This is a genomic window from Nocardia rhamnosiphila NBRC 108938 (assembly GCF_000720425.1).
GTDB classification, from domain to species: domain Bacteria; phylum Actinomycetota; class Actinomycetes; order Mycobacteriales; family Mycobacteriaceae; genus Nocardia; species Nocardia rhamnosiphila.
This window is the reverse complement of the sequence record NZ_JOAJ01000009.1, coordinates 406,763-430,304: the sequence shown is the minus strand read 5'-3', so window position 1 is coordinate 430,304 and position 23,542 is coordinate 406,763. Positions and strand designations below refer to the sequence as shown.

General features: G+C 67.2%; 18 protein-coding genes and 2 pseudogenes. 10 read left to right on the top strand and 10 right to left on the bottom strand.

What is annotated here, in order from left to right; translation table 11 throughout:
- Positions 1-815 precede the first annotated feature (815 nt).
- The 6 genes from IG75_RS0128680 (at position 816) to IG75_RS0128655 (ending at position 9,355) form a co-directional block, all read left to right on the top strand.
- The gene (locus tag IG75_RS0128680) at positions 816-4,640 is read left to right on the top strand and encodes a murein biosynthesis integral membrane protein MurJ (RefSeq protein WP_030524464.1); all 3,825 of its coding nucleotides are present in this window, start codon (positions 816-818) and stop codon (positions 4,638-4,640) included.
- 265 nt (positions 4,641-4,905) lie between these two features.
- A complete protein-coding gene (gene sigM / locus IG75_RS0128675) occupies positions 4,906-5,484 on the top strand; it encodes an RNA polymerase sigma factor SigM (RefSeq protein WP_051714992.1) in 579 nt (192 codons plus the stop codon).
- A 132-nt stretch (positions 5,485-5,616) separates the two neighbouring features.
- Positions 5,617-6,477 (top strand): hypothetical protein, encoded by an 861-nt coding sequence (locus IG75_RS36690; RefSeq protein ID WP_156059202.1) that lies wholly within the window; start codon positions 5,617-5,619, stop codon positions 6,475-6,477.
- A 145-nt stretch (positions 6,478-6,622) separates the two neighbouring features.
- Positions 6,623-7,612, top strand: coding sequence for a thioredoxin-disulfide reductase (gene trxB / locus IG75_RS0128665; protein WP_030524461.1), 990 nt, complete (start codon positions 6,623-6,625; stop codon positions 7,610-7,612).
- 41 nt (positions 7,613-7,653) lie between these two features.
- Positions 7,654-7,986 carry a thioredoxin gene (gene trxA, locus IG75_RS0128660; RefSeq protein ID WP_030524460.1) on the top strand — a complete coding sequence of 111 codons (333 nt, stop codon included), beginning with the start codon at positions 7,654-7,656 and terminating at the stop codon, positions 7,984-7,986.
- A gap of 175 nt (positions 7,987-8,161) precedes the next feature.
- Complete coding sequence (locus IG75_RS0128655; RefSeq protein ID WP_030524459.1) at positions 8,162-9,355, top strand: N-acetylmuramoyl-L-alanine amidase; 1,194 nt, start codon at positions 8,162-8,164, stop codon at positions 9,353-9,355.
- 22 nt (positions 9,356-9,377) lie between these two features.
- On the opposite strand, the gene IG75_RS0128650 is transcribed toward IG75_RS0128655, so the two are convergent.
- Positions 9,378-10,103 (bottom strand): hypothetical protein, encoded by a 726-nt coding sequence (locus IG75_RS0128650; RefSeq protein WP_036515368.1) that lies wholly within the window; start codon positions 10,101-10,103, stop codon positions 9,378-9,380.
- Between IG75_RS0128650 and IG75_RS39590 the strand changes: the two genes are divergently transcribed.
- Positions 10,087-10,227, top strand: coding sequence for a hypothetical protein (locus tag IG75_RS39590; protein ID WP_162183810.1), 141 nt, complete (start codon positions 10,087-10,089; stop codon positions 10,225-10,227). The genes IG75_RS0128650 and IG75_RS39590 overlap by 17 nt on opposite strands.
- 93 nt (positions 10,228-10,320) lie before the next feature.
- On the opposite strand, the gene IG75_RS0128645 is transcribed toward IG75_RS39590, so the two are convergent.
- The 9 genes and pseudogenes from IG75_RS0128645 to rpmH form a co-directional block, all read right to left on the bottom strand.
- Positions 10,321-11,337 (bottom strand): ParB/RepB/Spo0J family partition protein, encoded by a 1,017-nt coding sequence (locus tag IG75_RS0128645; RefSeq protein WP_030524457.1) that lies wholly within the window; start codon positions 11,335-11,337, stop codon positions 10,321-10,323.
- A gap of 57 nt (positions 11,338-11,394) precedes the next feature.
- Positions 11,395-12,351: a ParA family protein gene (locus tag IG75_RS0128640; protein ID WP_174561193.1), complete on the bottom strand. Its 957-nt coding sequence runs from the start codon at positions 12,349-12,351 to the stop codon at positions 11,395-11,397.
- A gap of 1,183 nt (positions 12,352-13,534) precedes the next feature.
- Positions 13,535-13,702, bottom strand: a pseudogene (locus IG75_RS40445) (cadherin repeat domain-containing protein); the annotation flags it as partial.
- Positions 13,703-15,533: 1,831 nt separating this feature from the next.
- Positions 15,534-16,313, bottom strand: coding sequence for a 16S rRNA (guanine(527)-N(7))-methyltransferase RsmG (rsmG, locus tag IG75_RS0128635; protein ID WP_081877189.1), 780 nt, complete (start codon positions 16,311-16,313; stop codon positions 15,534-15,536).
- Positions 16,314-16,453: 140 nt separating this feature from the next.
- Positions 16,454-16,999, bottom strand: coding sequence for a Jag family protein (locus IG75_RS0128630; RefSeq protein WP_030524454.1), 546 nt, complete (start codon positions 16,997-16,999; stop codon positions 16,454-16,456).
- Between the two features lie 77 nt (positions 17,000-17,076).
- Positions 17,077-18,177: a membrane protein insertase YidC gene (gene yidC, locus IG75_RS0128625; RefSeq protein WP_030524453.1), complete on the bottom strand. Its 1,101-nt coding sequence runs from the start codon at positions 18,175-18,177 to the stop codon at positions 17,077-17,079.
- Positions 18,178-18,181: 4 nt separating this feature from the next.
- Positions 18,182-18,529, bottom strand: coding sequence for a membrane protein insertion efficiency factor YidD (gene yidD, locus IG75_RS0128620; protein WP_036515366.1), 348 nt, complete (start codon positions 18,527-18,529; stop codon positions 18,182-18,184).
- Entirely contained in the window at positions 18,526-18,927 is a 402-nt protein-coding gene (gene rnpA / locus IG75_RS0128615; protein WP_030524451.1) for a ribonuclease P protein component, read from the bottom strand. Before rnpA ends, yidD begins: the two co-directional genes overlap by 4 nt.
- A gap of 105 nt (positions 18,928-19,032) precedes the next feature.
- Complete coding sequence (gene rpmH / locus IG75_RS38545; RefSeq protein WP_058854877.1) at positions 19,033-19,176, bottom strand: 50S ribosomal protein L34; 144 nt, start codon at positions 19,174-19,176, stop codon at positions 19,033-19,035.
- Positions 19,177-19,751: 575 nt separating this feature from the next.
- On the opposite strand from rpmH, the gene dnaA reads away from it, so the two are divergent.
- From dnaA to IG75_RS40660, 3 genes and pseudogenes are all read left to right on the top strand, one after another.
- Positions 19,752-21,980, top strand: coding sequence for a chromosomal replication initiator protein DnaA (gene dnaA, locus IG75_RS0128610; protein WP_030524450.1), 2,229 nt, complete (start codon positions 19,752-19,754; stop codon positions 21,978-21,980).
- Between the two features lie 132 nt (positions 21,981-22,112).
- Positions 22,113-22,697, top strand: a complete 585-nt coding sequence (locus tag IG75_RS0128605; protein ID WP_030524449.1) for a putative glycolipid-binding domain-containing protein — start codon at positions 22,113-22,115, stop codon at positions 22,695-22,697.
- Positions 22,698-22,825: 128 nt separating this feature from the next.
- Positions 22,826-23,071 (top strand): annotated as a pseudogene (locus IG75_RS40660) (thiamine pyrophosphate-binding protein); the annotation flags it as partial.
- Positions 23,072-23,542 lie beyond the last annotated feature (471 nt).

Sequence of the window (23,542 nt, the reverse complement as noted above, 5' to 3'; positions counted from 1 at the left end):
ATCCGGGGGAGGACCGCTATGCCCCCAACCGGCCGCAGCAGCCGGATCCGCGCATGCCCCTGAATCAGCCGCCCGGGCGGCCCGCGAACCCACCGCCGGGGGCCCGTCCGGCCGTTCCCCACGACCAGCGCTCCGCGCCACCGTCGGGCGCCCGTCCGGCGGTCCCGCCCGAGCAACGCTCCGCGCCATCATCAGGGGCCCGCCCGGCAGTTCCGCCCGACCAGCGCTCCGCGCCATCATCAGGGGCCCGCCCGGCAGTCCCGCCCGACCAGCGCTCCGCGCCACCATCAGGGGCCCGCCCGGCAGTCCCGCCCGAACAACGGTCCGCCCCCCCGGGGCCCGCGCAGGCCGCCGTACCGCCGATGTCTGGTGGCCGCCGGCAGCCACCCCCGGGCCGATCACCCATACCCGGTCCGGGCCGGCCTCCGGCGCCCGGTGCCCGCCCGCCGGGCCCGGGACGACCCGACGACGGGCGTCCTCCCCAGCGCTCCCGCCCCGACGGTGCCCCCACCGCGGGCCCGTCCTCCGAACCGTTCCCCGCGCAGCGGATGCGGCCGATGCAGCCGCCGCCCCCCGGTGGCCCGCCACCGGGACGCCCCGGGGCCCCGGATCGGCCCCCGTTGCCTCCCCAGGGCCGGCCGCAGGCACCGGACTCACAACCCAGGGTGCGCAACCGCCCCGGGCCGCAGCAGCCCGTGCCCGCGCCACACCAGGCGCCGCCGTCCCAGCCGTTCCGTCAGGTACCGCCGGGCCGGGAACCCGCGCCGGCTTCCGCTGCCGCGGTTCCCGCGCACAACCGGCCGGGAACGGGCCGGATGCCCGCGGTCGCCGTCGCGGAGAAGCCCGCCGCGGGCGCGTCCCCGGAGAAGGCCGACAACAGTCAGGCCAAGCTCCTGAAGGATTCCGGGTCGATCGCGATCGCCACCCTGATCAGCCGTATCACCGGTTTCGGTAAACAACTGCTGTTGCTGGCGGTGCTGGGTCCGGCCATCGCCAGCTCATTCACCTCGGCCAGTCTCATTCCGAATATGATCGCCGAACTGGTGCTGGGTGCGGTGCTGACGGCGATCGTGGTCCCGACACTGGTGCGGGCCGAGCAGGAGGACCCCGACGGCGGCGCCGCCTTCATCCGGCGCCTGGTCACCGCGGCCTCGGTCATCCTCGGCACCGCCGCGCTGCTGGCCACCGCGGCCGCGCCGATTCTGGCCACCCACGTCTTCGTCTCGGCCGACGGGAAGGTCAACACCGCCCTCACCACGGCACTCACCTTCCTGCTGGTGCCGGCTGTGCTGTTCTACGGGTTGTCCGCGTTGTTCACCGCCGTTCTCAACACCCGTGGCGCGTTCAAACCCGGCGCCTGGGCTCCGGTACTGAACAATGTGGTGGTCCTGGTCGTACTGGGCCTGTACGCGCTGACGCCGGGGGAGATCACCCTGGACCCGGTACGGATGAGCGACCCGAAACTGCTCGTGCTGGGTTGCGGCGTCACTCTCGGCGTCATCGTGCAGGCCGCCAGCCTGCTGCCCGCGATCCGCCGCCAGGGTATCGACCTGCGCCCGTTGTGGGGGATGGACAACCGCCTCAAACAGTTCGGCACGATGGCGGCCGCCATCATCCTGTACGTGCTGATCAGCCAGATCGGCGGCATCTTCGCGAACAATATCTCCTCGCAGGCCGACGAGGCGGGCCCGGCGATCTACCAGAACGCCTGGCTGCTGCTCCAGCTGCCCTACGGCGTTATCGGCGTCACCCTGCTCACCGCGATCATGCCCCGGCTGAGCCGCAACGCCGCCAACGACGACACCCCCGCGGTGGTCGACGATCTCTCGGCCGCCACCCGGCTGACCATGATCGCGCTGATCCCCATCGTCACCTTCCTGACGATCGCCGGTCCGCAGGTCGGCGACGCGCTGTTCGGCTACGCCCGGTTCGCCGAGGACGCCTCGCGGCTCGGTACCGCGGTGAGCTTCTCGGCGTTCACCCTGATCCCGTACTCGCTGGTGCTGATCCATCTGCGCGTGTTCTACGCCCGCGAACAGGCATGGACACCCACCTGGATCATCCTCGGGATCACCACGATCAAGATCCTGTTCTCGGCACTGGCCCCGTTCATCGCCGACAGCAGTCAGCAGGTGGTGATCGTGCTCGGCGTCGCGACCGGCCTCGGCTTCACCACCGGCGCGGTGATCGGCGGCTACCTGTTGCACCGCAGCCTGGGCGATCTGCGGATGGCCAATGTCGGGCGGACGGTCAGCCGGGTGCTGCTGGCCTCGCTGGCCGGCGGTGCGGTCATGCTCATCGCGGACCGGGTCATGGGGCTGGACCGGCTGACCGAATCACTCGGCGGCCCCGGATCGTTCATTCGCGTGGGTATCACCGCGATCGTCATGTTCGCGGTGGCATTCGGGCTGATGCGCCTGGCCGGTATCCCCGAGGTCGTCGCGATCACGGTGGCCGTCTCGCGTCGCCTCGGCATCACTCCGCCGGCCCCCGAGATCGACCTCGGGCCCGCCGAGGACGAGTACGCCACCCGCGTTATGCACCGGCCGGATCCGTACCTGGCGTACTCCGGCTTCGACTCGGCCATGGACGCGCAGAGCACCATGGTGCTGCCGGTAATCCGGCCGGACTCGGTTGAGCGCACCGGCGCGGGCCAGTTCCCGTACCCTGTTCGGCAGACGAGCACAAGAGGCAGGACCGCTGAAGTTGCGGCATACCAGGGCGAAGGAGGTCCGAGGGTGAGCGACGACGCGGTGGGCGACGTCCCAGCCGCCGATTCTTCCTCGAATCCGGCGAGCGGTCGCCTGTCCACCGATGTTCCCCCGGAGCAGACGGAACCGGGCGACCCGCACACCCGGCGCGGGGTCGGTGGACCGTCCGCGCACGATCCGGCGGAGCAGCGGGCGGAGTCGGGGGCCTACCCCGACGACGAAACCGCGCGCTTCGCGGGCGGATCGGACGACGGATACCAACCGGAGGAACCCGGCGAACACCTGTCGGAAGAGCAGCTCCACCAGACCGGTGCGACGGTGTCGGCCACCGACTCGGTGTACGACACCGGCATGATCCCGGTTCCGCCGATAACCCGGTCCAGCCGGGTTCAGCGCGGGCCCGAGCTCATTCCCGGGGCCTCGGTCGCCGGCGGCCGTTACCGGCTGCTGGCCGGGCACGGTGGGGCGCGTGGGCTGCGGTTCTGGCAGGCACTCGATATCAAACTCGATCGTGAGGTCGCGCTGACCTTCGTCGACGCCGATCAGAAGGCCGCCGGTAATTCCGGCCAGGACGGTCCGCAGGCGATCCTGTCCCGGACCCTGCGGCTGGGCCGGATCAACTCGCCGGGTCTGGCCCGGGTGCTGGACGTGGTGCGCGGTAGTTCCGGCGGCATCGTGGTCGCAGAATGGACCCCGGGCCGTTCACTGCGCGAGATGGCCGAGACCGTCCCGTCGCCGATCGGTGCCGCGCGCGCCATCCGCGTCCTCGCGTCGGCCACCGAAATGGCCCACCGCAGCGGCGGAGCCCTGTCCATCGACCATCCGGACCGGATCCGCATCAGCGCGTCCGGCGATGCGGTGCTGGCCTTCCCCGGCACCCTGGGTGACGCGGATCCGCAGAGCGATGTCCGCGGTCTGGGCGCCATGCTGTATGCCCTCATGACCGCCCGCTGGCCGCTGCGCCAGGGGGGAATGAGCGGTAACGCCGCGACGGTCGGCGGCCTGTACCCGGCCGATTTCGGTCCCGACGGCACTCCGGTGGAACCCCGCCAGATCCGGCCCGAGGTCCCGTTCGAGATCTCCGCGGTGGCGGTACGGTCACTGGAACCCGACAAGGGCGTCCGGACCGCCGCCACCATCCAGCATGTGCTGGAGCAGGCGTCGGTGGTGGACCAGAAGACCGATTTCATTCCGGTGCTGCGACTCGGGCAGCGGGCCCCGGCCCCGGTCGACGAATCGCTGGCCGATCCGGAACTGCTCGCCGCCGAACGCGAGAAGTCGCAGCGGATGATGTGGATCATGGTGGCGCTGGGCATACTCACCGCCCTGGTCGTCGGCATCGTCATCTGGTGGCTGGTCAGCGTTTTCGCCCCGGGCGACTCCAGCGAGCCGCTCAACGAGCAGAAGGTCATCGGTCTCACCACCAGCCGCGCGCCGGATGCCTCGGAGACGACGGCGGGTCCGTCGTCGGCACCCGCCGCGGCCGACGGAGTGCCGGTGCCGGCCAGCGGAGTGGTCGTGTTCTCCCCGGAGGGCACCCCCGACGATCCGTCCGGCGCCGCCACCACCACGGACGGCGATCCGGCGACCTCCTGGCGCACCGACCAGTACTTCCAGCAGTTCCCGGCGCTGAAGAAGGGTGTCGGACTGCTGGCCACGCTGCCCAGCCCCGCGACGCTGACCAAGGTTTCGATCACCTCGTCCACCCCGGGCACCAATGTCGAGATCCGCACCTCGCCCACCGAGGCGGCCACCCTCGATCAGACCCAGCTCGTCGGCACGGCCGTCCTGGGCGACGGGGTGACCGAGGTTCCGATCCAGACCGATCAATCGGCGCGCTACGTCCTCATCTGGGTTACCGGACTGGGTAATTCGGGGGCGCAGTTCCAGAGTTCCATCGCCGAGCTCGGGTTCGAAGCCAAACCCTGATCGGTGCGTTCCGGACGGCCCGCACGTGCACGCGTGCGGGCCGAGATCGGTTGCCGCCGAATCAATTGCCGGGATATGATCGCGCTCCGCGCTCTCAGCAGAGAGCCCGGCGGGATCAAGGGGTTCGATTCCGCACGCTGCCCACCGCAGTGATTGTCGGTACCGGATCACCGGCTGTCGTCGCTGCCGTGGGCGCTGTCCAAGGGGTTGGCTATTGGCGTCCGAAGTGAACGTGGGGGGTCGTGCCGGGACACGAACCGCTGCGGTGGGAACAGGGGAATCCCAGCTGGATACGACAACCGATACAGATCTGCTGCGGGCCCACGCGAACGGTGCACCGCATGCTTTCGCCGAACTGATCCGCAGGCACAACGATCATCTGTGGCAGACCGCGGTACGCGTCTGCTACACCCCGGAGGATGCGGCCGACGCCTTGCAGGAGGCGCTGCTGTCCGCACACCGCAACGCCGGATCCTTCCGGGCGGAATCCGGGGTGCGCACCTGGCTACACCGGATCGTGGTGAACGCCTGCCTGGACCGGATCCGCCGCAACCGCGCGCGGCCCACACTGTTTCTGGCGCCGGAGGCCTGGCCCGAGATCTCCGATGATTCCGACGATTACAGCCGGGTCGATATCTCGCTGGTGCTCGAACGCGCGCTTTTCCGGCTGCCACCGGACCAGCGGGCCGCAGTCGTCGCGGTCGACGTGGAAGGGTACAGCGTCGCGGACGCCGCGGAACTGCTCGGCGTTCCCGTGGGCACCGTCAAGAGCAGATGTGCGCGGGCCCGGCAGCGCCTGAAGACCGAACTGGATTCTCTGCACGTGGAGAGGAACCAGATGTAGGGCCCTCGCGTCAGTACCAGTGACACATTTTTCCTCCCGAACGGTATGTACACCCGAGGGAGTACAGAAAACCGGCCGCAGGAATCGGTATCCGAGTCAGATGGACGCAGCAACATTGGAGGTGTGCAGGTCATGAGCCCTATTCCGCAACCTCCTTTCCCGGCGGAGTTGCTCGCCGATCTGCACGCCGGAAATATCGATCCGGAGCTCAGTGCTCGCCTGTGGCCCGCGGTACAGCGCGACCCGGACGCGAAACGCTATCTCGACTCGCTGGACGAGCTCCGCGGATCGCTGGCGGCCCTGGGCACCGCCGAGCGGATCACCCGCCCGATCCCCGGTGATATCGCCGCCCGTCTGGACGCGCTGGCCGAATCGCTGGGCCGGCCGGGCGGCGACTCCGGAACCGATACGGCGTGGCACGGGCTCACCGATCCACCGAAAGCCGCGCCACCGAATCCTGCCGATATCCCACCGCCGGCATTCGGTTCCGCGCCCCCACCGCTCGACCGGGCCGGTCCCGGAACAGCTTTCGAGCCCGCGGGCCGCACCGCGCCCATCTCTCTGGACGCCCGCCGCAGGCGGCGGCGTCTCGCGGCCGGGCTCGCCGCCGCGGCCGTGCTCGTGGTCGCCATCGGGGCCACGTTCTTCGCCGTCGGTGGTTCCGACACCGATACCGCCCCCACGGCGGCCCCACCGCCCTCCACGAGTACCGAACCGGGCCCCGGGCTCGATACGGCGGTGGCGCTGCGCGCGCTCGGCCGCAACGACGTCGGCGGTCGCCTGGCCGATCCCGCCGCACTCGCCGCCTGCGTAGCGGCCGCCGGAATAGATCGTCCGGTGCTGGGGTCGGCCGATATGGACTTCCACGGCCGCGAAGCGGTCCTCATCCTGGTCGGGGGCCGCAACGGAGCGCAGGTCACCGCCCTGGTGGTCGGTCCCGGCTGTGGCCCCGGTAACCCCGATGTCCTCGCTACCCCCACCGATATCGGCTAGGCCTCGCCCCGCCTGCGCTGCGGCCGTACGAGGCCTGGGTCGGCCCGCCGCCCGGCAGCACTCGCCTGCGCGGGGGAGCGGGAACAAAGCGCGTCTACCCTGTTGTTGACCGAATCGTCCCCGCTAGCTTTTCTGGAAGGGTCCCATGAGCACGCCAGTTCGCGACCTGATCATCGTCGGCTCCGGACCGGCCGGTTACACCGCCGCCGTGTACGCCGCCCGCGCCGAACTCCAGCCGCTGGTGTTCGAGGGCACCCAATTCGGCGGCGCGCTGATGACCACCACCGAGGTGGAGAACTTCCCCGGTTTCCGCGACGGCATCATGGGCCCCGACCTCATGGAACAGATGCGTGAGCAGGCCAAACGCTTCGGCGCCGATATCCGCACCGAAGATGTGGACGCGATCGACCTGAGCGGTCCGGTGAAGAAGATCACCGTCGGCGACGATGTGTACGAAGCGCACGCGGTGATCCTCGCCATGGGTTCGGCCGCCCGCTACCTCGATGTCCCCGGCGAGCAGGATCTGCTCGGCCGCGGCGTGAGCGCGTGCGCCACCTGCGACGGCTTCTTCTTCAAGGGCCAGGACATCGTGGTGGTCGGCGGCGGCGACTCGGCGATGGAAGAGGCGATCTTCCTCACCAAGTTCGCCGCCAGTGTGACCGTGGTGCACCGGCGCGAAGAGTTCCGCGCCTCCCGCATCATGCTCGAACGCGCCAAGTCCAACGAGAAGATCCGCTTCCACCTCAACGCCGAAGTCGTCCGGGTACACGGCGAGACCAGCGTCACCTCACTGACCCTGCGCGACACCCGCACCGGCGAAACCTCCGAACTCGCCGCCACCGGCCTGTTCGTGGCCATCGGCCATGATCCGCGCAGCGAACTCGTCCGCGGCCAGGTCGATCTGAACGCCGAGGGATACGTGCAGGTGCGGGAGCCGGGCACCCAGACCACCGTCGAGGGCGTCTTCGCCGCCGGTGACCTGGTCGATCACACCTATATGCAGGCGATCACCGCCGCCGGCACAGGCTGCCGCGCCGCCATCGACGCCGAACGCTGGCTCGCCGAAAAGGGCGATATCACCAGCAATACGCTGCGACACGCAGACCAGCCGGTCGACGTCGCCGTAGCGAACTGACCCGCGGGCGCGTCGCGCCCGGGAGATCGAGGAGAACAGCCATGTCCGAAAGCACCAACACGGTCACCGTCACCGACAAGTCGTTCGCCGACGATGTGCTGCTGAGCGAGAAGCCGGTGCTGGTCGATTTCTGGGCCACCTGGTGCGGGCCGTGCAAGATGGTCGCCCCGGTGCTGGAGGAGATCGCGGGTTCGCACGGCGAAAAACTCACGGTGGCCAAACTGGACATCGACGCCAATCCCGAGACCGCCCGCGATTATCAGGTGATGAGCATCCCGACTATGATCCTTTTTGCCGGTGGCAAGCCGGTGAAACAGATCGTCGGAGCCAAGGGCAAGGCCGCTCTCCTGCGGGAACTCGAAGACGTGATCTGACGTCTCGAATACGCCAACAAGCGGCCGTGACGCGGCGACGCGCCGTAGTATGCCCTGACCAAGATTGTCGAATTCCGGTCCGGGTCTGACAGAATCGACCACGCTCCGTCGTGCGAGGGTGTAGGCCGTCGCATGAGTGGGTACCCGGGATTGACGGAAGGAAGGGCCCTCACGCATGCACCGACTTCGTCACGGCGACACCGGTCCAGCCGTAGCAGAGGTTCGGAGCACCCTGGCAAGTCTGGGGTTCCTGCACGCGCACAACGGCGTGGACACCGATAGCGCGGGCGAATACTGGAAAGACACCGAAGCCACCTTCGACTATCAGCTCGATTCCGCGGTGCGCGCGTTTCAGCAGCACCGCGGATTGCTGGTCGATGGCGTCGTCGGTCCGGCCACTTACCGGGCATTGAAAGAGGCGTCGTATCGGCTGGGCGCCCGGACGCTCATCTACCAGCTCTCCGCACCGCTCTATGGCGACGATGTGGCGACGCTGCAGCGCCGGCTGCAGGATCTCGGGTTCTATGTGCACCGGGTGGACGGGTTTTTCGGTCCGCACACCCACGAGGGACTCACCTCGTTCCAGCGCGAGATCGGCCTGTCGGCCGACGGTATCTGCGGTCCGGACACGCTGCGTTCGCTGGAACTGCTCGGCGCCCGGGTCACCGGCGGTAATCCGCACCGGATCGCCGAGGAGGAAGTGGTGCACCGGGCCGGGCCGCAGCTCACCGGTAAGCGCATCGTCATCGATCCGGGTCTGGGTGGGGACGACCGCGGCCGGGCTGTGCCCACCGAGTTCGGGGACGTGTACGAATCGGAGGTCCTCTGGGATCTCGCCAGCCGGCTGGAGGGCCGGATGGCGGCCACCGGGATGGAAACCTTCCTGTCCCGCCCGTGGGGGAGCAATCCGACCGATGTGGAGCGCGCGGAAACCTCCAACGCCTTCGACGCGGATCTGATGATCTCGCTGCGGTGCGCGTCCAATTCCAGCCCCATGGCCAACGGCGTCGCCGGGTTCTACTTCGGTAATTCGCACGGGTCGGTCTCCATGATCGGCCAAGTCCTGGCCGGGTTCATCCAGCGCGAGGTGGTGGCCCGTACTTCGCTACAGGATTGCCGCACCCATCCGCGTACGTGGGATCTGCTGCGTCTGACCAAGATGCCGACCGTTCAGGTCGATCTCGGCTATGTCACCAATCAGTACGATGCCTCGGTGCTGGCCAGTCCCCGGATGCGCGATGTCATCGCGGAAGCGATCCTGATCTCGGTGAAACGCCTCTACCTGCTCGGTCAGGACGATCAGCCCACCGGCACATACACTTTCGCCGAACTGCTGGCCGAAGAACTCGCCGCCGCCGACAGCGGATAGCGCAGTTCCCCGGCCGGCGGTTCTACAACGTGAGGACCCGGGTCGGCACGGTCATCGACGCGGCGGCCAGCAGCTGGTCGAGGGCGTGTTCGACATCTTCCTTCCAGCCGTGGTCGGTGTCGAGTTCGAGCCGCAACCGTGGGAAGCGGTGGTGTTGCGCCACCACCTCGAATCCGACCTCCTCCAGGAAGTCGGATTCGATCATGCAGTTCTGCGGGCTGCAGTCCAGGCTGGAGCCGCGCGTGCCGCGATCGGGGGCGCCGATCCGTTCCATCAGGCGCATGGTCCCGGTGGGCCGGTCGGACAGGGCGGTGCTCGCCGGGGTCCCGCGGATACCGAACGCTTCCAGTGCGCGCACACCTCGCCGGACCAGGTCGGTGACCACGCCCTGCACCAGGCGGTAGGCAATATCGCCGTCCAGGTCGGGGTATTCCGTACCGAGGGTGGTGAGCAGTACCGCGTCGGGGCTCACGGGGGAGGTGGGGAAGAGGCCGGAACGCGGAACGACCCGGGGCGGCGCGTAGAGGGCGCAACCGACGGTCTTGTCATCGACGGTCGCCAATTGGCCGCAGGACCCCCATTCGAGCATGACCGTCGAGATCCACGCTTCCTTCTCGAACACCGGATCGCTGAATCCGCACGAGTCCGCGGCCACCGCGGGATCCATTTCCCAGAACACACAGCGGCGGGCATGAGCCGGTAGCCGGCTGATGCTCTCCAGGGTTAGTCCTGTGACGCTGGTCGACACCGCTCTGCTCAGCCTCCAGCTATCCGATTCGTCTACGCTCACGCCGCATCATAGTTTTCTCGACAGCCAGAATATGCGATCAAGCGAACCCGCCTCATTTCGCGTCACCGTGATCTTCGATTGATTCCCGTAGCCGCGCTCTGACCCCACAACCAGGAACTGTCACAGTGACGTTTCAGCTCCGAGGGAGAGGTTGCGCGGACGACACGACGAAAATTCAGTTTTCGAGTGCCGACTGCATCATCAGCTCGACAATCCGTTCCAGATCGTCCACCGATCCGAACTCGACCACGATCTTGCCCTTCCGTTTACCGAGGCTCACCGAAACCTTGGTATCGAAAGATGTCGATAGGCGGTCGGCCACATCCTGCAGTCCAGGGGAGTGGATCGGCGGCCGCTTCGGTGCCGGAGGTTTGGGCGGCTCCTCCTCCCGGTTCGCCAGCTTCACCGCTTCCTCGGTGGAACGCACCGAGAGCCCCTCGGCGACGATCCGGGCCGCGAGCACTTCCTGTGCATCGGCGCCGCCCTCGAGACCGAGCAATGCGCGCGCATGCCCGGCCGAGAGCACGCCGGCCGCGACCCGTCGCTGCACCGGAATCGGTAGTTTCAGCAGCCGGATCATATTGGTCACCACCGGCCGAGACCGGCCGAGCCGGGTGGCCAGTTCCTCCTGGGTGACCCCGAACTCTTCGAGCAGCTGCTGATAGGCCGCTGCCTCTTCGAGCGGATTCAGTTGAACACGGTGGATATTCTCCAGCAGCGCGTCCCGGAGCATGGCATCGTCATTGGTCTCCCGAACGATGGCCGGGATGGTTTCCAGACCGGCCTGCTGGCACGCCCGCCAGCGCCGCTCGCCCATGATGAGCTGATAGCGGCCGCTGCCCGATTCGATTTCCCGGACCACGATCGGCTGCATGAGCCCGAATTCCCGGACCGAGTGGACGAGTTCCGCGAGGGCCTCGTCGTCGAAATATTGGCGCGGCTGCTTGGGATTCGCTTCGATCTTGTCCGGTGCTATCTCTCGATACACCGCGTCACCGACCGAAGCCAGCTCCGGAACCTCCACGGGTTCCGGCACCTGATGAAGATAGGTGGATGCCGGTCGGGGCCCGGGATCCAGTCCGATCACCGCATTGGCCGCCTCGGTCCCCAGACCCGCCGCGACCGGCGCCGGTCCCGTCGGGATCAATGCCGCCAGACCGCGTCCCAGCCCACCCTTTTTCGACTGACTCACCGGCCTACCCTTTCCCTTGCCCGCGTCCACAACCACGCCCGATCACACTCGATCCATTCACTCCGCGCCATCCGCCGCCGCGGCGTACTTCACCGCACCGCGTGCGGCGAGCTCCCGGCCGGCATCCAGATAGCTCAAGGCACCGCGGGAGCCCGGATCATAATCCAGAACCGTCATCCCGTACCCGGGCGCCTCGGAGACCTTGACGCTGCGCGGAATCACCGAGCGCAGCACCACATCGCCGAAGTGGCTGCGCACCTCCTCGGCGACCTGATCTGCCAGCTTGGTGCGCCCGTCGTACATCGTGAGCACCACAGTCGATACATGAAGGTCGGGGTTGAGATGTGACTGCACCAGGCCGATGTTCCGGATCAACTGACCCACACCTTCCAGCGCGTAGTACTCGCACTGAATCGGGATCAGGACCTCGCGCGCCGCGACCATCGCATTGATGGTGAGCAGACCGAGCGAAGGCGGGCAATCGATCATGACGTAGTCGATGTCATAGCCGGCGATATTGGCTTCCTGGATGGCGCCCTTGAGCCGAGCTTCACGGGCCACCATGGAGACCAGTTCGATCTCGGCTCCGGCCAGATCGATCGTCGCCGGAATGCAGAGGAGATTGTCGCTGTGCGGGCTCTGCTGGATCGCATCCTGAACCTTGATCTCACCGATCAGTAGTTCGTATGTGGACGGGATACCCGAATGATGCTCGACCCCCAGCGCGGTACTGGCGTTACCCTGCGGATCGAGATCGATGACGAGCACCTTCATCCCATGGTGCGCCAGAGCTGCGGCCAGATTCACCGTCGTCGTCGTCTTACCCACCCCGCCCTTTTGGTTGGCCACGGTGATGATGCGTTGCTCATGCGGTTTCGGCACTGTCACCTTTCCTGGGTGCATTAGCTGGCTCGCGCGGTGCGCCTCGGCAGCAATCGGCGTCTCGGTGGGGGAGATGTGCCCGTATGGCGTACTCCCGAGGGTTTCCGGGCCGATATTGCTGTTGTCCAGCATTCCCGGTACGCGTGATGTTTCCCGTGAAACATTCGCTGAACCGTTCGACATAGAGCGCTCCTAACGCGAGAACTGCAAGTCACGTGGCCTGACGGACGCCGGCGCCGTGTCGTCGAAACAAGCCGTACTGGTTCGAATCATGCTCCACGACGACGACCTCGGCATCTACGTGAGGACCGGACAGCTTCGCTACGATCCGTGATCACGCGAAGCTACCTCCTCCGACGCTGACGCTCAGTCGCCAGTCGACCGAGCGGAGCTTTGCCGCTGCAACACCAAGATTCCTACGTGGCACCGACGCTCACGCCCGACGCTCAATAGCTTGCCAGCCGCAGGCGCGATAAGAAAGCTGAATCGCGGTGACGCGCCCACGACACGCACAATTTTCCGCATTCCAAGGCAAAACCAGGGTCGCCGACGAGTTGAATCCCAATGTTTCACGGGAAACATCGACCACGTGACATATCGCTCTCGGAAGCGCTGCGGGAACCGGGTTCCCGGCAACAGCCACCGACTCCCTTCATCAACCCACACAGCTTTCTACGTCACCATCTTCGTACTTGCGGGGGCGATCAAAAGGCTACGAATGACCCGTCTCGACGGTCACCGCGTTGAGTGGAATCTCTACTGCGATCCCGCGTAGCCAGCCGAGTTGTCACAGTGACGGTTCGGTGGGTAGGTGAGCCCACACCCATGGTCGGGCCGCCGAGTGCGCAACTGGGCTCTCCGTGCCGCCTTGATCCTCGGCAACCAGGTATCGGGCGTCTGTCGACCACCGTCCTGCCATCACCGAGCGTTGTCCGCCCCATGTTGTCCGCCCGATGTGGCTCGACCAGCATGGCTCGACCCGCGCAGCCGGACCCGCTTATATCCCGTCCGGCACCACTCACCAAGTTGGTCTGTCCCGCGCCCCTCGACCAGCGGCACCCGCCAAGGCAGCGTTCGTCGACCCGGCCCGGCGCCCCGTGTGGCTGCGGCCTCAGAGTTACCCGCATGGCGCAGAGGTACCTGCCGCACCCTGCGCGCATCGCTTGCGGCCGACCGTCCTTCACCAGTGGTCCGCTCCGCCGACGAGGAACCCCCGCCACTCGAAATACCCCGCCCCGGGCCGATAGCGAAAGGGACGTCTCGACCTGTCCGTCCGGTCGACGTGTCTGCAGCACAGGCACGTCGGGCAGCGATTCCGGTGCGCCGATTCCGCCGAATCGGCGAACGCGAACCGGTCCTCCCAGTCGCCGCCCGGCCGCGCCCAGCCCAGGAACACCCCGGTCGGCCCGACGTCCTTGTGCAGGTACGGCCCCCACCAGGCCTCGCCTTCCTCGGCAACGATGGAGAACCCGCCACCCCGGTGCGTCCGTGTAGTGAAATCACTCCGAACCTATCCGAACAAAGTGTCGCGCCGAACAGCCGCGCCCACCATCGGGCAGTCCCCACACGGTGCTGGACAGGAACTCGGCCGGGCCGTCGACCCCACTCCCCAGTTGTCCGCGCTACCGCGCTGTCCGACGCGGCGTACGCCGACCCGCACAGCACCATTTGTCTGGAGAGAGACCCCCGCACCTCCGGACCACGAAGTCGTATGGCCGGAAGCTACCGCGCCGACAGCCTGCGTCACCACCTACCCCAACACTCCGCGGTGATATCTCACCCGCACCAACCGCTCACCCCGAGCGTGGGGGATCGGATCGCCGAGCATGGAGCGCCCGATTCCGGCAGCGCATCCGCCCGTCGAATGCCCGGTAGGTACCCGTTCGGATGCACACCGACCCAAGGGTTGAACATGTTCCCCGCAGCATCCGTAACGGATCGGAGACAAGCAGCCGTTGCTCTCCCGTTCAACACGGGATCGGCCCGCCCCGGCCGCTTCCAGCGAACCGCGACCGAACCGGCCTGCCCGCGTTGCAAGGCGCATTGCACCTGTCTCGATCTTCTGCTGCGATTCCTGTTCGACGTGTACGCGGAATTCACCGGCGCGGCCAGCGAACCGACCAGCGGCAGCGAACCCACCGCATCCAACGTGTTGACTCCAAGCGGCCGACTTCGATGCCGAGGCCTCGCCCACCACGCCGGCTTCGCGAGGCCGATCCGAACGAAGGACATGCGCGTTCCGAACACAGCAGCAGCGCGTTCCCGAGCGCGGACCGGTCCGCCGCGTGCACTGATCCGGATCGTGCCCGTCCTCACAGAACGCCGCCGGATGCGGAATCGACACCGCCGACAACGAAGCGACCCGATCGGGGTGGCGGTCCGTTGCGGATCGGGTTCGGTGACGCGGCGCCCCTCGGATCCGGCGGACCGGCAGCGCCGGGGAGCACCCATGAAATGAACTGTCTGTGGCGGCGCAGGCGGAGCGAGGCCTGCCGATCCAACTCGCCCACCTCTCATCTCGGGTGCGGAGAAGCGGGCTGCCGCCGACCCATCGGATCATCACCGACGCGGAACTGGCCCTCGGACTCCACCACGAAACTGCCTCGTCGGCATCGATCCCACTGTGCTCTACTACTTTCAGGACCTCGGCACCCGGCGCGAATCTTAACTCACATGGTTCGACACGACGATCCCGCATGTTCGTGTGCATGGAAGGTTCACGCACATCGGGGCACCCGTCGAATTCCGCCCACCGACTCCAAGCGGAGGACTCCGCAGGACGAGGAAGTCACCCGCGTGCGGAACCGGCCGAGCCGGCAAACCGATCCGTTTCACGTGAAACTCGCCCGTGCGCGTTCGCTCAGGCCGGGCATCCTGGCTGCTCGACCAACGGAAGATCCCGACCGCCGGCCCCACATCGCGCGATCACAGAATCTGCGGCCCACACCACAGCCCGGCTTCAGCAGCTGGGCGATCACCGGCCTCAGGGGAGTCGAATCGGGCCGGTAAGGGCGGCAGGCGAGACGGGGTGCAGATCCTTCGGTCCCGGCCAGGCAGTTCTCAGTATCCGTCTGCCGGTCGAGCCGGGCCAGGAGACGATGATCAACCCACAACCACCCAACCGGGATCCTCCGGGACTCCGGGACTCCGGGACTCCGGGACTCCGGGACTCCGGGACTCCGGGACTCCGGGACTCCGGGACTCCGGGACTCCGGGACTCCGGGAGGGAGGATTGCCCAATCCCACGGCTGGCGGCAAGCGAATGTTTCACGGGAAACATTCGCCCGCCGCCAGAAACCTTGGCGAGTCCGCTTCTACTTTCGGCCGACCCGGCGCTCCGCCCGCACCGCGCGCTTGATCGATTTCTTCGGCGCGCGCTCCGAGCGGCGCAGCCGTTCCGCCGACAGAACCATGGTGGGGGTGGCGACTACCCCGGCGCCGCACTCCAGAACGGAGAAATTGCCGGCACCGGACCTCTCCACCGCGGCCCGGTCGCGTTCCAGCTCCTCGGCCACACTGGACCCTTTGAGGGCGAGCATATGACCGTGCTCCCGAAGCAGCGGAATCGACCATTCGGCCAGCCGGGCCAGGGGAGCGACCGCCCGGGAGGTGACAACATCCGCGCCGCCCGCCTCTTGGATGACACCGGGCTGTTCGGCCCGGCCCCGCACCACGGTGATCGACAGGCCGGCTGCGTCTATGAATTCCTTCAAGAAGACGGTGCGGCGGAGTAGCGGTTCCACGAGAACGATGCGGAGGTCCGGCCGGGCCAACGCGAGGGGGATTCCGGGCAGGCCCGCGCCGCTGCCGATATCGACCACGGATGCGCCCTCGCCGATGAGTTCGCCGACGACCGCGCAGTTGAGGATGTGCCGCTCCCATAAGCGCGGCACCTCCCGCGGTCCGATCAGTCCGCGCTCCACTCCGGCGGTAGCGAGTGCGGTCCAGTAGTCACGTGCCAACTCCAACCGAGCGCCGAAGACGATCTCCGCTTCGGCCGGCGGCAGCGATTCCGGTGGTCCGGCCTCCGAATCGCCGAGATCTGGTTTCACGTGAAACGCCCTTCCGTGTGGTTGTGTCGACTCGCCTGTCATGAATATTCTCTACCGGCCTTCAACCGTAGTTGTCGCGACGCAGCGACGAGGGAGATACATCGGAGACGGGTGAGGCCCGGGTCCACGGACCCGGGCCTCACCCGACCACTCGGCACCCGGCTACCGCACGGGCCGCGGTCTCACTCCGGTACGACAACCACTCGACGGTTCGGCTCGACGCCTTCGCTTTCGCTTGCGACACCCTCGATCGAGGAGACCGCGTCGTGCACGATCTTGCGCTCGAACGGAGTCATGGGGGCGAGCTCTTCGGGAGCGCCGGTCTGCAGAACACGCTGCGCTGCCGCGGCACCCAACGCACTCAGGTCCGTACGACGCTTGGCACGCCAGCCCGCCACATCGAGCATGAGCCGACTGCGGATACCGGTCGACTGCTGCACCGCGAGCCGGGTGAGCTCTTGGAGCGCATCGAGCACCTCGCCGCTGTGGCCGACCAGTTTCGTCAGATCCTTGCCACCGTCGATACTCACCACCGCGCGGTCGCCTTCGACGTCGAGATCGATATCGCCGTCGAAGTCGAGCACGTCGAGCAGCTGCTCTAGGTAATCGGCGGCGATCTCACCCTCTTCGATGAGCGCCTCCTCGGCCTCGCTCACCGCGTCGGCGGACTCGGTCTCCACGACGGTCGTGGATACGGTGGCATCTCCACCGTCGGTCTCGAGAGTCATTTGTTTCCTTTATCTGCTCGCCGGATCCCGGCCTGCCCCGGCCGGGATCACGATCACAAGGGGACTGGGGGAGTAGCTCAGCGCCGGCGCTTCTGATTCGCCCGGCCTCGGTTACCCGGTCGCTTCTGACCGCTCGACCGCCGCTGGCCCGACTGTTTACCGCCCGACTTGGCGGTCGGCTTCGCCGCTGCCGAACCGTTCGTTTCCGCCTTGCCGGCCTCCGCCGAATCGGAATCCGTCTCACTGTCGGCTTTCACCGGCTTCTTCTTGGTGTCGACGGGTTTCGCGCCGGGCTTGGGCGCGTTCTCGGCCTGTTTCGCTGCTTTGGCCTGGCGCTTGGCTTCTTCTTCCTTGGCCATCCGGCCGAAGACGAGGTGCTGCTGGCCGTAGGTCCAGATGTTGTTGGAGACCCAGTAGAGCAGGATGGCGATCGGCAGGAAGGGACCACCGACGAGCACACCGAACGGGAACACCCACAGCGCCAGTTTGTTCATCAGCGCGGCCTGCGGGTTGGCCGCGGCCTCGGCGCTCTGCCGGGCCACCGAGGCCCGCGCATTGAAGTGGGTGGCGATCGCGGCGATGATCATCAGCGGGATGGCGACCGCGGCGATGCTGACCTTGCTCGGGATGCCGCCGTAGTCGGCGAAGGCCAGCAGCTCGTCGGCCGGCGCGGTGATGAACGCCGAGATCGGCGCGCCGAAGATACGAGCGCTCAGGAAGGACTGCACATCGTCGGCGTTGAAGACATAGTTCGGCGTGTGGGCGTTGGTGTACGGGTCCATCCCGAGCTGACCGAATCCGTGACCGGTCCGGTTGAACGAGCGCAGCACATGGAACAGACCGAGGAACACCGGCACCTGGGCCAGGATCGGCAGGCAGCCCATGAGCGGGTTGAAGCCGTGGTCCTTCTGGAGCTTCTGCATCTCCAGCGCCATCTTCTGGCGGTCGTTCTTGTATTTCTTCTGCAGCTCTTTGATCTGCGGCTGCAGTTCCTGCATCTGCTTGGTGGTGCGAACCTGTCTCACGAACGGCCTGTAGAGCACCAAACGCAGTGTGAAGACGAGGAACACCACGGACAGAGCCCAGGAAAGGCCGTTGTCCGCCCCGAAGGCGAAGCCGAAGACCCGGTGCCAGAACCAGAGGATCCAGGACACCGGATAATAGATGAAATCGAGCACGGCTCTATGCACTCCCGTCGGTAGTGTCACCGATCACCGCATGCGGTGATCCCTTACAAGCTTCGGTCCGCGGATCGTCGTGGTCGACGTTGCGCCGCCGCTCCGGTACGGGATCCCACCCACCAGGGTGCCAGGGGGCACATTTGGCCAGTCGCACGGCCGTCAGTCCGAGGCCGATCACCAGCCCTCGAGTGCGAAGTGCGGTCACCGCGTACTCACTGCAGGTGGGGGTGAAGCGGCACACCGGCATGCGAGTGGGGGAGACGTAGGTCCGGTACAGCTCGATCGAGAAGATCAGAATATTCGCGGGCCACCGGCGGACGGTCGCCGCGTACGCACCCAGCGCGCTCATCGTGACGTACCCCGGCCGGCCGTCACGGCCGATAGAACACCTAGCTTGCGCAACCCGCTGCGTAGCTGGCGGCTCAGCTCGCCGCTGTCGGCGGTCGCGGCGCCGGGAAGTGCGCGGATCACGATATCCACCTCGGCGGGGATGTCGACGGTCAGTTCTGCACAGATATGACGCAGGCGGCGGGCCGTGCGGTGTCGAACGACCGCGTTGCCCACCGCCTTGCTGACGATCAGCCCGAATCGCGGACCGCCGGAACGAACCGGCGCGTCACGCAATGCCAGGTCCCCCTGATCGGCCAGCACATAGACGACCAGATCGCGATTTCCCGTGCGCCTGCCGCGCCGTACCGTTCGGGAGAAATCGGCACGGTGGTGCAGCCGGTGCGGCTCAGGAAGCACCCGGACGCCCGAGGCTCGTCGAAGCCGCCGCTGCGGCGTAGCTACCGGCGGCGTGGGTTACGGGGTTCGGCGGACCCGGCATCGGACACCGAATTCGACGGGAAATCAGGCGGTGAGGGTGCCGCGGCCCTTACGGCGGCGCGCGGAAACGATAGCGCGGCCCGCACGGGTCCGCATCCGGAGACGGAAACCGTGGACGCGCGCCCGACGACGGTTGTTCGGCTGGAACGTCCGCTTGCCCTTGGCCACGGTCAACACTCCTCGAATTGGTGGGCGCCCTGCGGCACCCGAAACTTTTCGGTGATTCTGGCGATGTCTACCCGGCGCCGCGGTCCTGGCGAACGGTCAGCACAGAACAGTCACCACGCCGGGGGGTGACTGTACGAGGGTACTTATCCAGTTCTACCGGGTCAAACTCGCCCCCGTCGTGGCGCTCCACGCCGGCACCCGGCGATCCGGCCACCCGGCCCGCGGTGGCGATGATCACCATGCGATCGTAGGGGCGCACAGGGGTGCAGGTGGGGCGCTCATCGCCGACCCGCGCACAGCGCGGGAGCGCGGGTGGTGGTCCGCTGAGATTGTCCCCATCTGTGGATAATTGTGTGGAAATACCCTGTGAATGGCATATTCGTAGGGCCGAAGGTGCCACGCCGCAGCCGGAAGATCGGGGATTCCGGGCAGCGTCCCCGGACACCGTATCCACGGGATTCGGCAGATCGGTGGGGCGGGACGTATGTGGTGTCACTGGGACGAACCAGTACAGTGGACGCACCGCGAGCCCCGGACGTCTGCGCCGAGCAACCGACTCCCGGGGAGGACACTGGATGGACGACGAGCAGAACGTACTGGCCACCGTGTGGCCGGAGGTGGTCGCGGAGTTGACCACCGGTTCGCCCGACGGCGCCATCGGCGCGGTGACCCGAGCTCAGCAGGCGTGGCTCAAGCTGGTCAAACCGTTGATGGTCGTCCAGGGCTTCGCACTGCTCTCGGTCCCATCGTCGCTCGCTCAGGAAGCCATCGAACGTGATCTGCGCGAACCCATTCTCCGGTCGCTCGGCCGCCGGCTCGGGCCGCAGGTGGAAGGTCTCGGGGTCCGGATAGCCGCGCCCCTGCCCACCGGCGCCGACAACGGTCCCGCCCGGCACGCCCGGATGACCAGCCGGCCGGAGCCGGCCACCCGGCCCGACCATTTCGGCAACGGCCGTTCCCGGCCGGCCCCGGCCGCTTTTCCCACGACCGGACCGGCCGAGACCTCATGGCCGGCCGAGGCCCTGCGCGACCCCGAGGGCGGTGAGTACCCGGGCCGCGGCTACCAGCCGGAATCCGGATTCCCGCACCCCGCGGAGGTCCCCGGTGAGCCGCGTTTTCCCGGCCGGGGCTTCTCCCACGAGGCCGAACTGCCGCTGACCGGCGAGCTGCCCCGCAACCCCCCACTGCCGCGCACCACCGATCCACTGCCGGGGGAGGCGCCGCGCCGGCCCACCCTGCCCGAACTACCGCACGGCGGAAGCTTTCCTTCCGATCCGGCGCTACCCCGCGACACCGAGGACCCGATACGGGATCCCTACCCGGCACCACGGTCCTACCCGCGCGAATACACCCCGCCCGCGGAATATCCGCGGGACACCGGATACGAGCGGGATCGGGAGTATCCGCCCGCGGAGTACCTCGACCCCTACGCGGGCAGCCGCGGCGATATCGCCGACCCGGTGACCAGCGGCCGGGAGCGCGGTGCGCCATCGGTCCGGAACGGCGGGCCCGATCTGGATCCGATCCTGCCGTCGCGCCGTGCCGCCCGCCCCGCCCAGGAAACCCTGTTCGCGCCCGACCTCGCCCCCGGTGATCTCGCGCCGCGGGACGAAGTGCGCGATACCGATCGCGACAGTTTGCGCGAAAGCGTCCGCGACCCGGGGGTCGATCCGGAACCCGACGTGCACCTCGAGGACGAGAAGGTGGTGAACGTCCGGGATTCCTGGCCCACCTTTTTCGCGAAATCCTCGGGCACCGGTGATACGGCGAAACCGTCGGCCAGCCTGAACGCGAAGTACACCTTCGAAACGTTCGTCATCGGCGCGTCCAACCGTTTTGCGCACGCCGCGGCCGTCGCCATCGCCGAAGCCCCCGCCCGCGCCTACAACCCGCTGTTCGTCTGGGGCGCCTCGGGACTCGGCAAAACTCATCTGCTGCATGCCGCCGGCCACTACGCCCAGCGGCTCTTCCCCGGGATGCGGGTCAAATACGTCTCCACCGAGGAATTCACCAACGACTTCATCAACAGCCTGCGGGACGACCGGAAAGTGGCGTTCAAGCGCCGCTACCGCGAGACCGACATCCTGCTGGTCGACGATATCCAGTTCATCGAGGGCAAAGAGGGTATCCAGGAGGAGTTCTTCCACACCTTCAACACCCTGCACAATGCGAACAAGCAGATCGTGGTGTCCTCGGACCGGCCACCCAAACAGCTGGCCACGTTGGAGGAGCGGCTGCGCACCCGCTTCGAGTGGGGCCTGATCACCGATGTGCAGCCACCCGAACTGGAAACGCGGATCGCCATTCTGCGCAAGAAGGCGCGCATGGACCGCCTCGATGTGCCACACGATGTCCTGGAACTCATCGCCAGCCGGGTGGAACGCAATATCCGCGAGCTCGAGGGCGCGCTGATCCGGGTGACCGCTTTCGCGTCGTTGAACGGGCAACCGCTGGATCAATCGGTGGCCGAGGTGGTGCTGCGCGATCTCATGCCCGAATCACAGGATGTGGAGATCACCGCGTCCACGATCATGGGCGTCACGGCCGAGTACTTCAATACCTCGATGGACGAGCTCACCGGCCCGGGTAAGGCCCGGCCACTCGCCCAGGCCCGGCAGATAGCGATGTATCTCTGCCGGGAACTCACCGATCTGTCGCTGCCCAAGATCGGGCAGGCGTTCGGGCGCGACCATACGACGGTCATGTACGCCGAGAAGAAAGTCCGCAAGGAGATGTCGGAGCGCCGCCGGGTGTACGACCAGGTGCAGGAACTCACCGCACGGATCAAACAGCGCTCCCGCTGACCGTCGCGTACTCACCGCTGGCTGCAGGGGCCTGCCGCCCACACCGGATGCCGAAGCGGAGAGCCGGGAACGACCGGGACTTCGAGCGTGCAGACGAACCGGCGTGCGGCCGACGTTCGGGAGAGGACAGGGATGTCGTCGTTCGCCGAACTACCGGCAACCGCGGCGTGGTCGCATCGGGACGCCCGGTCCGGCTTCGAGGTCGTCCATCTGCGACAGGATGACAACGGTCATCACATGGACGGCTGCACCTCCGCTGTCGAGGACGGTCAGGCCTGGTTCGTGCGCTACGAGATCACGGTGGATTCGGACTGGGCGACCCGCGCCGCGCGCATCACCGGCCGGTCGCCGACCGGGTGGCATACGGTGCTGATCGAGTCGGACGGTGCCGGACGGTGGCTGATCGACGGTATGGCGGCGCCGAAGCTGGACGGCTGCCTCGACGTGGACCTGGAATCGTCGGCGATGACCAATATGCTGCCCGTGCACCGCCTCGGACTACCCGTTGATGGCCGCGCCGCGGCGCCCGCGGTCTACGTCCGCGCGACCGATCTCTCCGTCGAACGCCTGGAACAGGAGTATCGGCGCACCGCCGACGACGGCAGCCGGCAATGCTACGAGTACTCCGCGCCCGCATTCGATTTCGCCTGCCGGTTGATCTATGACGTATCAGGCCTCGTACTGAGCTATCCGGGAATCGCTATCCGCGTCGCCTGAGCCGCCGTTACTGCTTCGTGTGGGTTGCCCTGGCCCCGTTGCGCGCGGTTTCCGGTTTTCGCCACTCTCGGACCGTGAGCGCCCACATCGAGGACATTCGTTTTCCGGTCCGTTGGGCCCACGTGCCGGTGTCCTCGCATCATGAGGAATCGGCGGGGTTCATGGCCGAGGCCGTCTCCCGGATGACCGGAATAGCCGCTCTGTGCATCCGCACCCTCGGCCCTGGCGTCGCCAACATCGCGAGCGCCATGATGTGCGCTTGGGAATGCCGGTACCCGGCGGGAGTGGGTCGCGCTGGGCGCGTGGCAGGTGGGTGGCCGGACTGTCGATCTGCCCGCGCGCGGCGAGCCGGAATCGGGGGCCGTCAATTGTGAACGCATGGTTCAGAACCACCTGCCGGAGGCAGTAACCGAACCGCCCGCGGTCGCGGACCACCCCGCGAACCATCCGCCGACTTGTTCGCGAACGCCGGGCGGACGATCCGTGACGCCCTTGCGGTGGGCCACTCGCCGGAGCCGGAACTTCCGGCGCGGGCCGGAACCGGAAGTCGTTCCGCCGCAATCCGCTTGACGGACCGGACGAATCACCCGTTCTCCCGCGGCCCTCGCCGGATCCGACGGCCGTCGGCGTGTCGGAAGCATCCACAGGTGTGTCGCTAACAGCCTGGGGAGGCTCTGAACTGGGAGTTTGTAATATCCACACCTGTGGATTCCCCAGGTTGTCCACCGGTCCATCCACAGGATCGGAGCGGTGTTGGGGGCAACTTGTCCACATGCTGTTTATCCACAGTTTCCACAGGCGATTTCGTCCACAGCTACTGAACAGCGATGTTTCGGTCAGAGGGC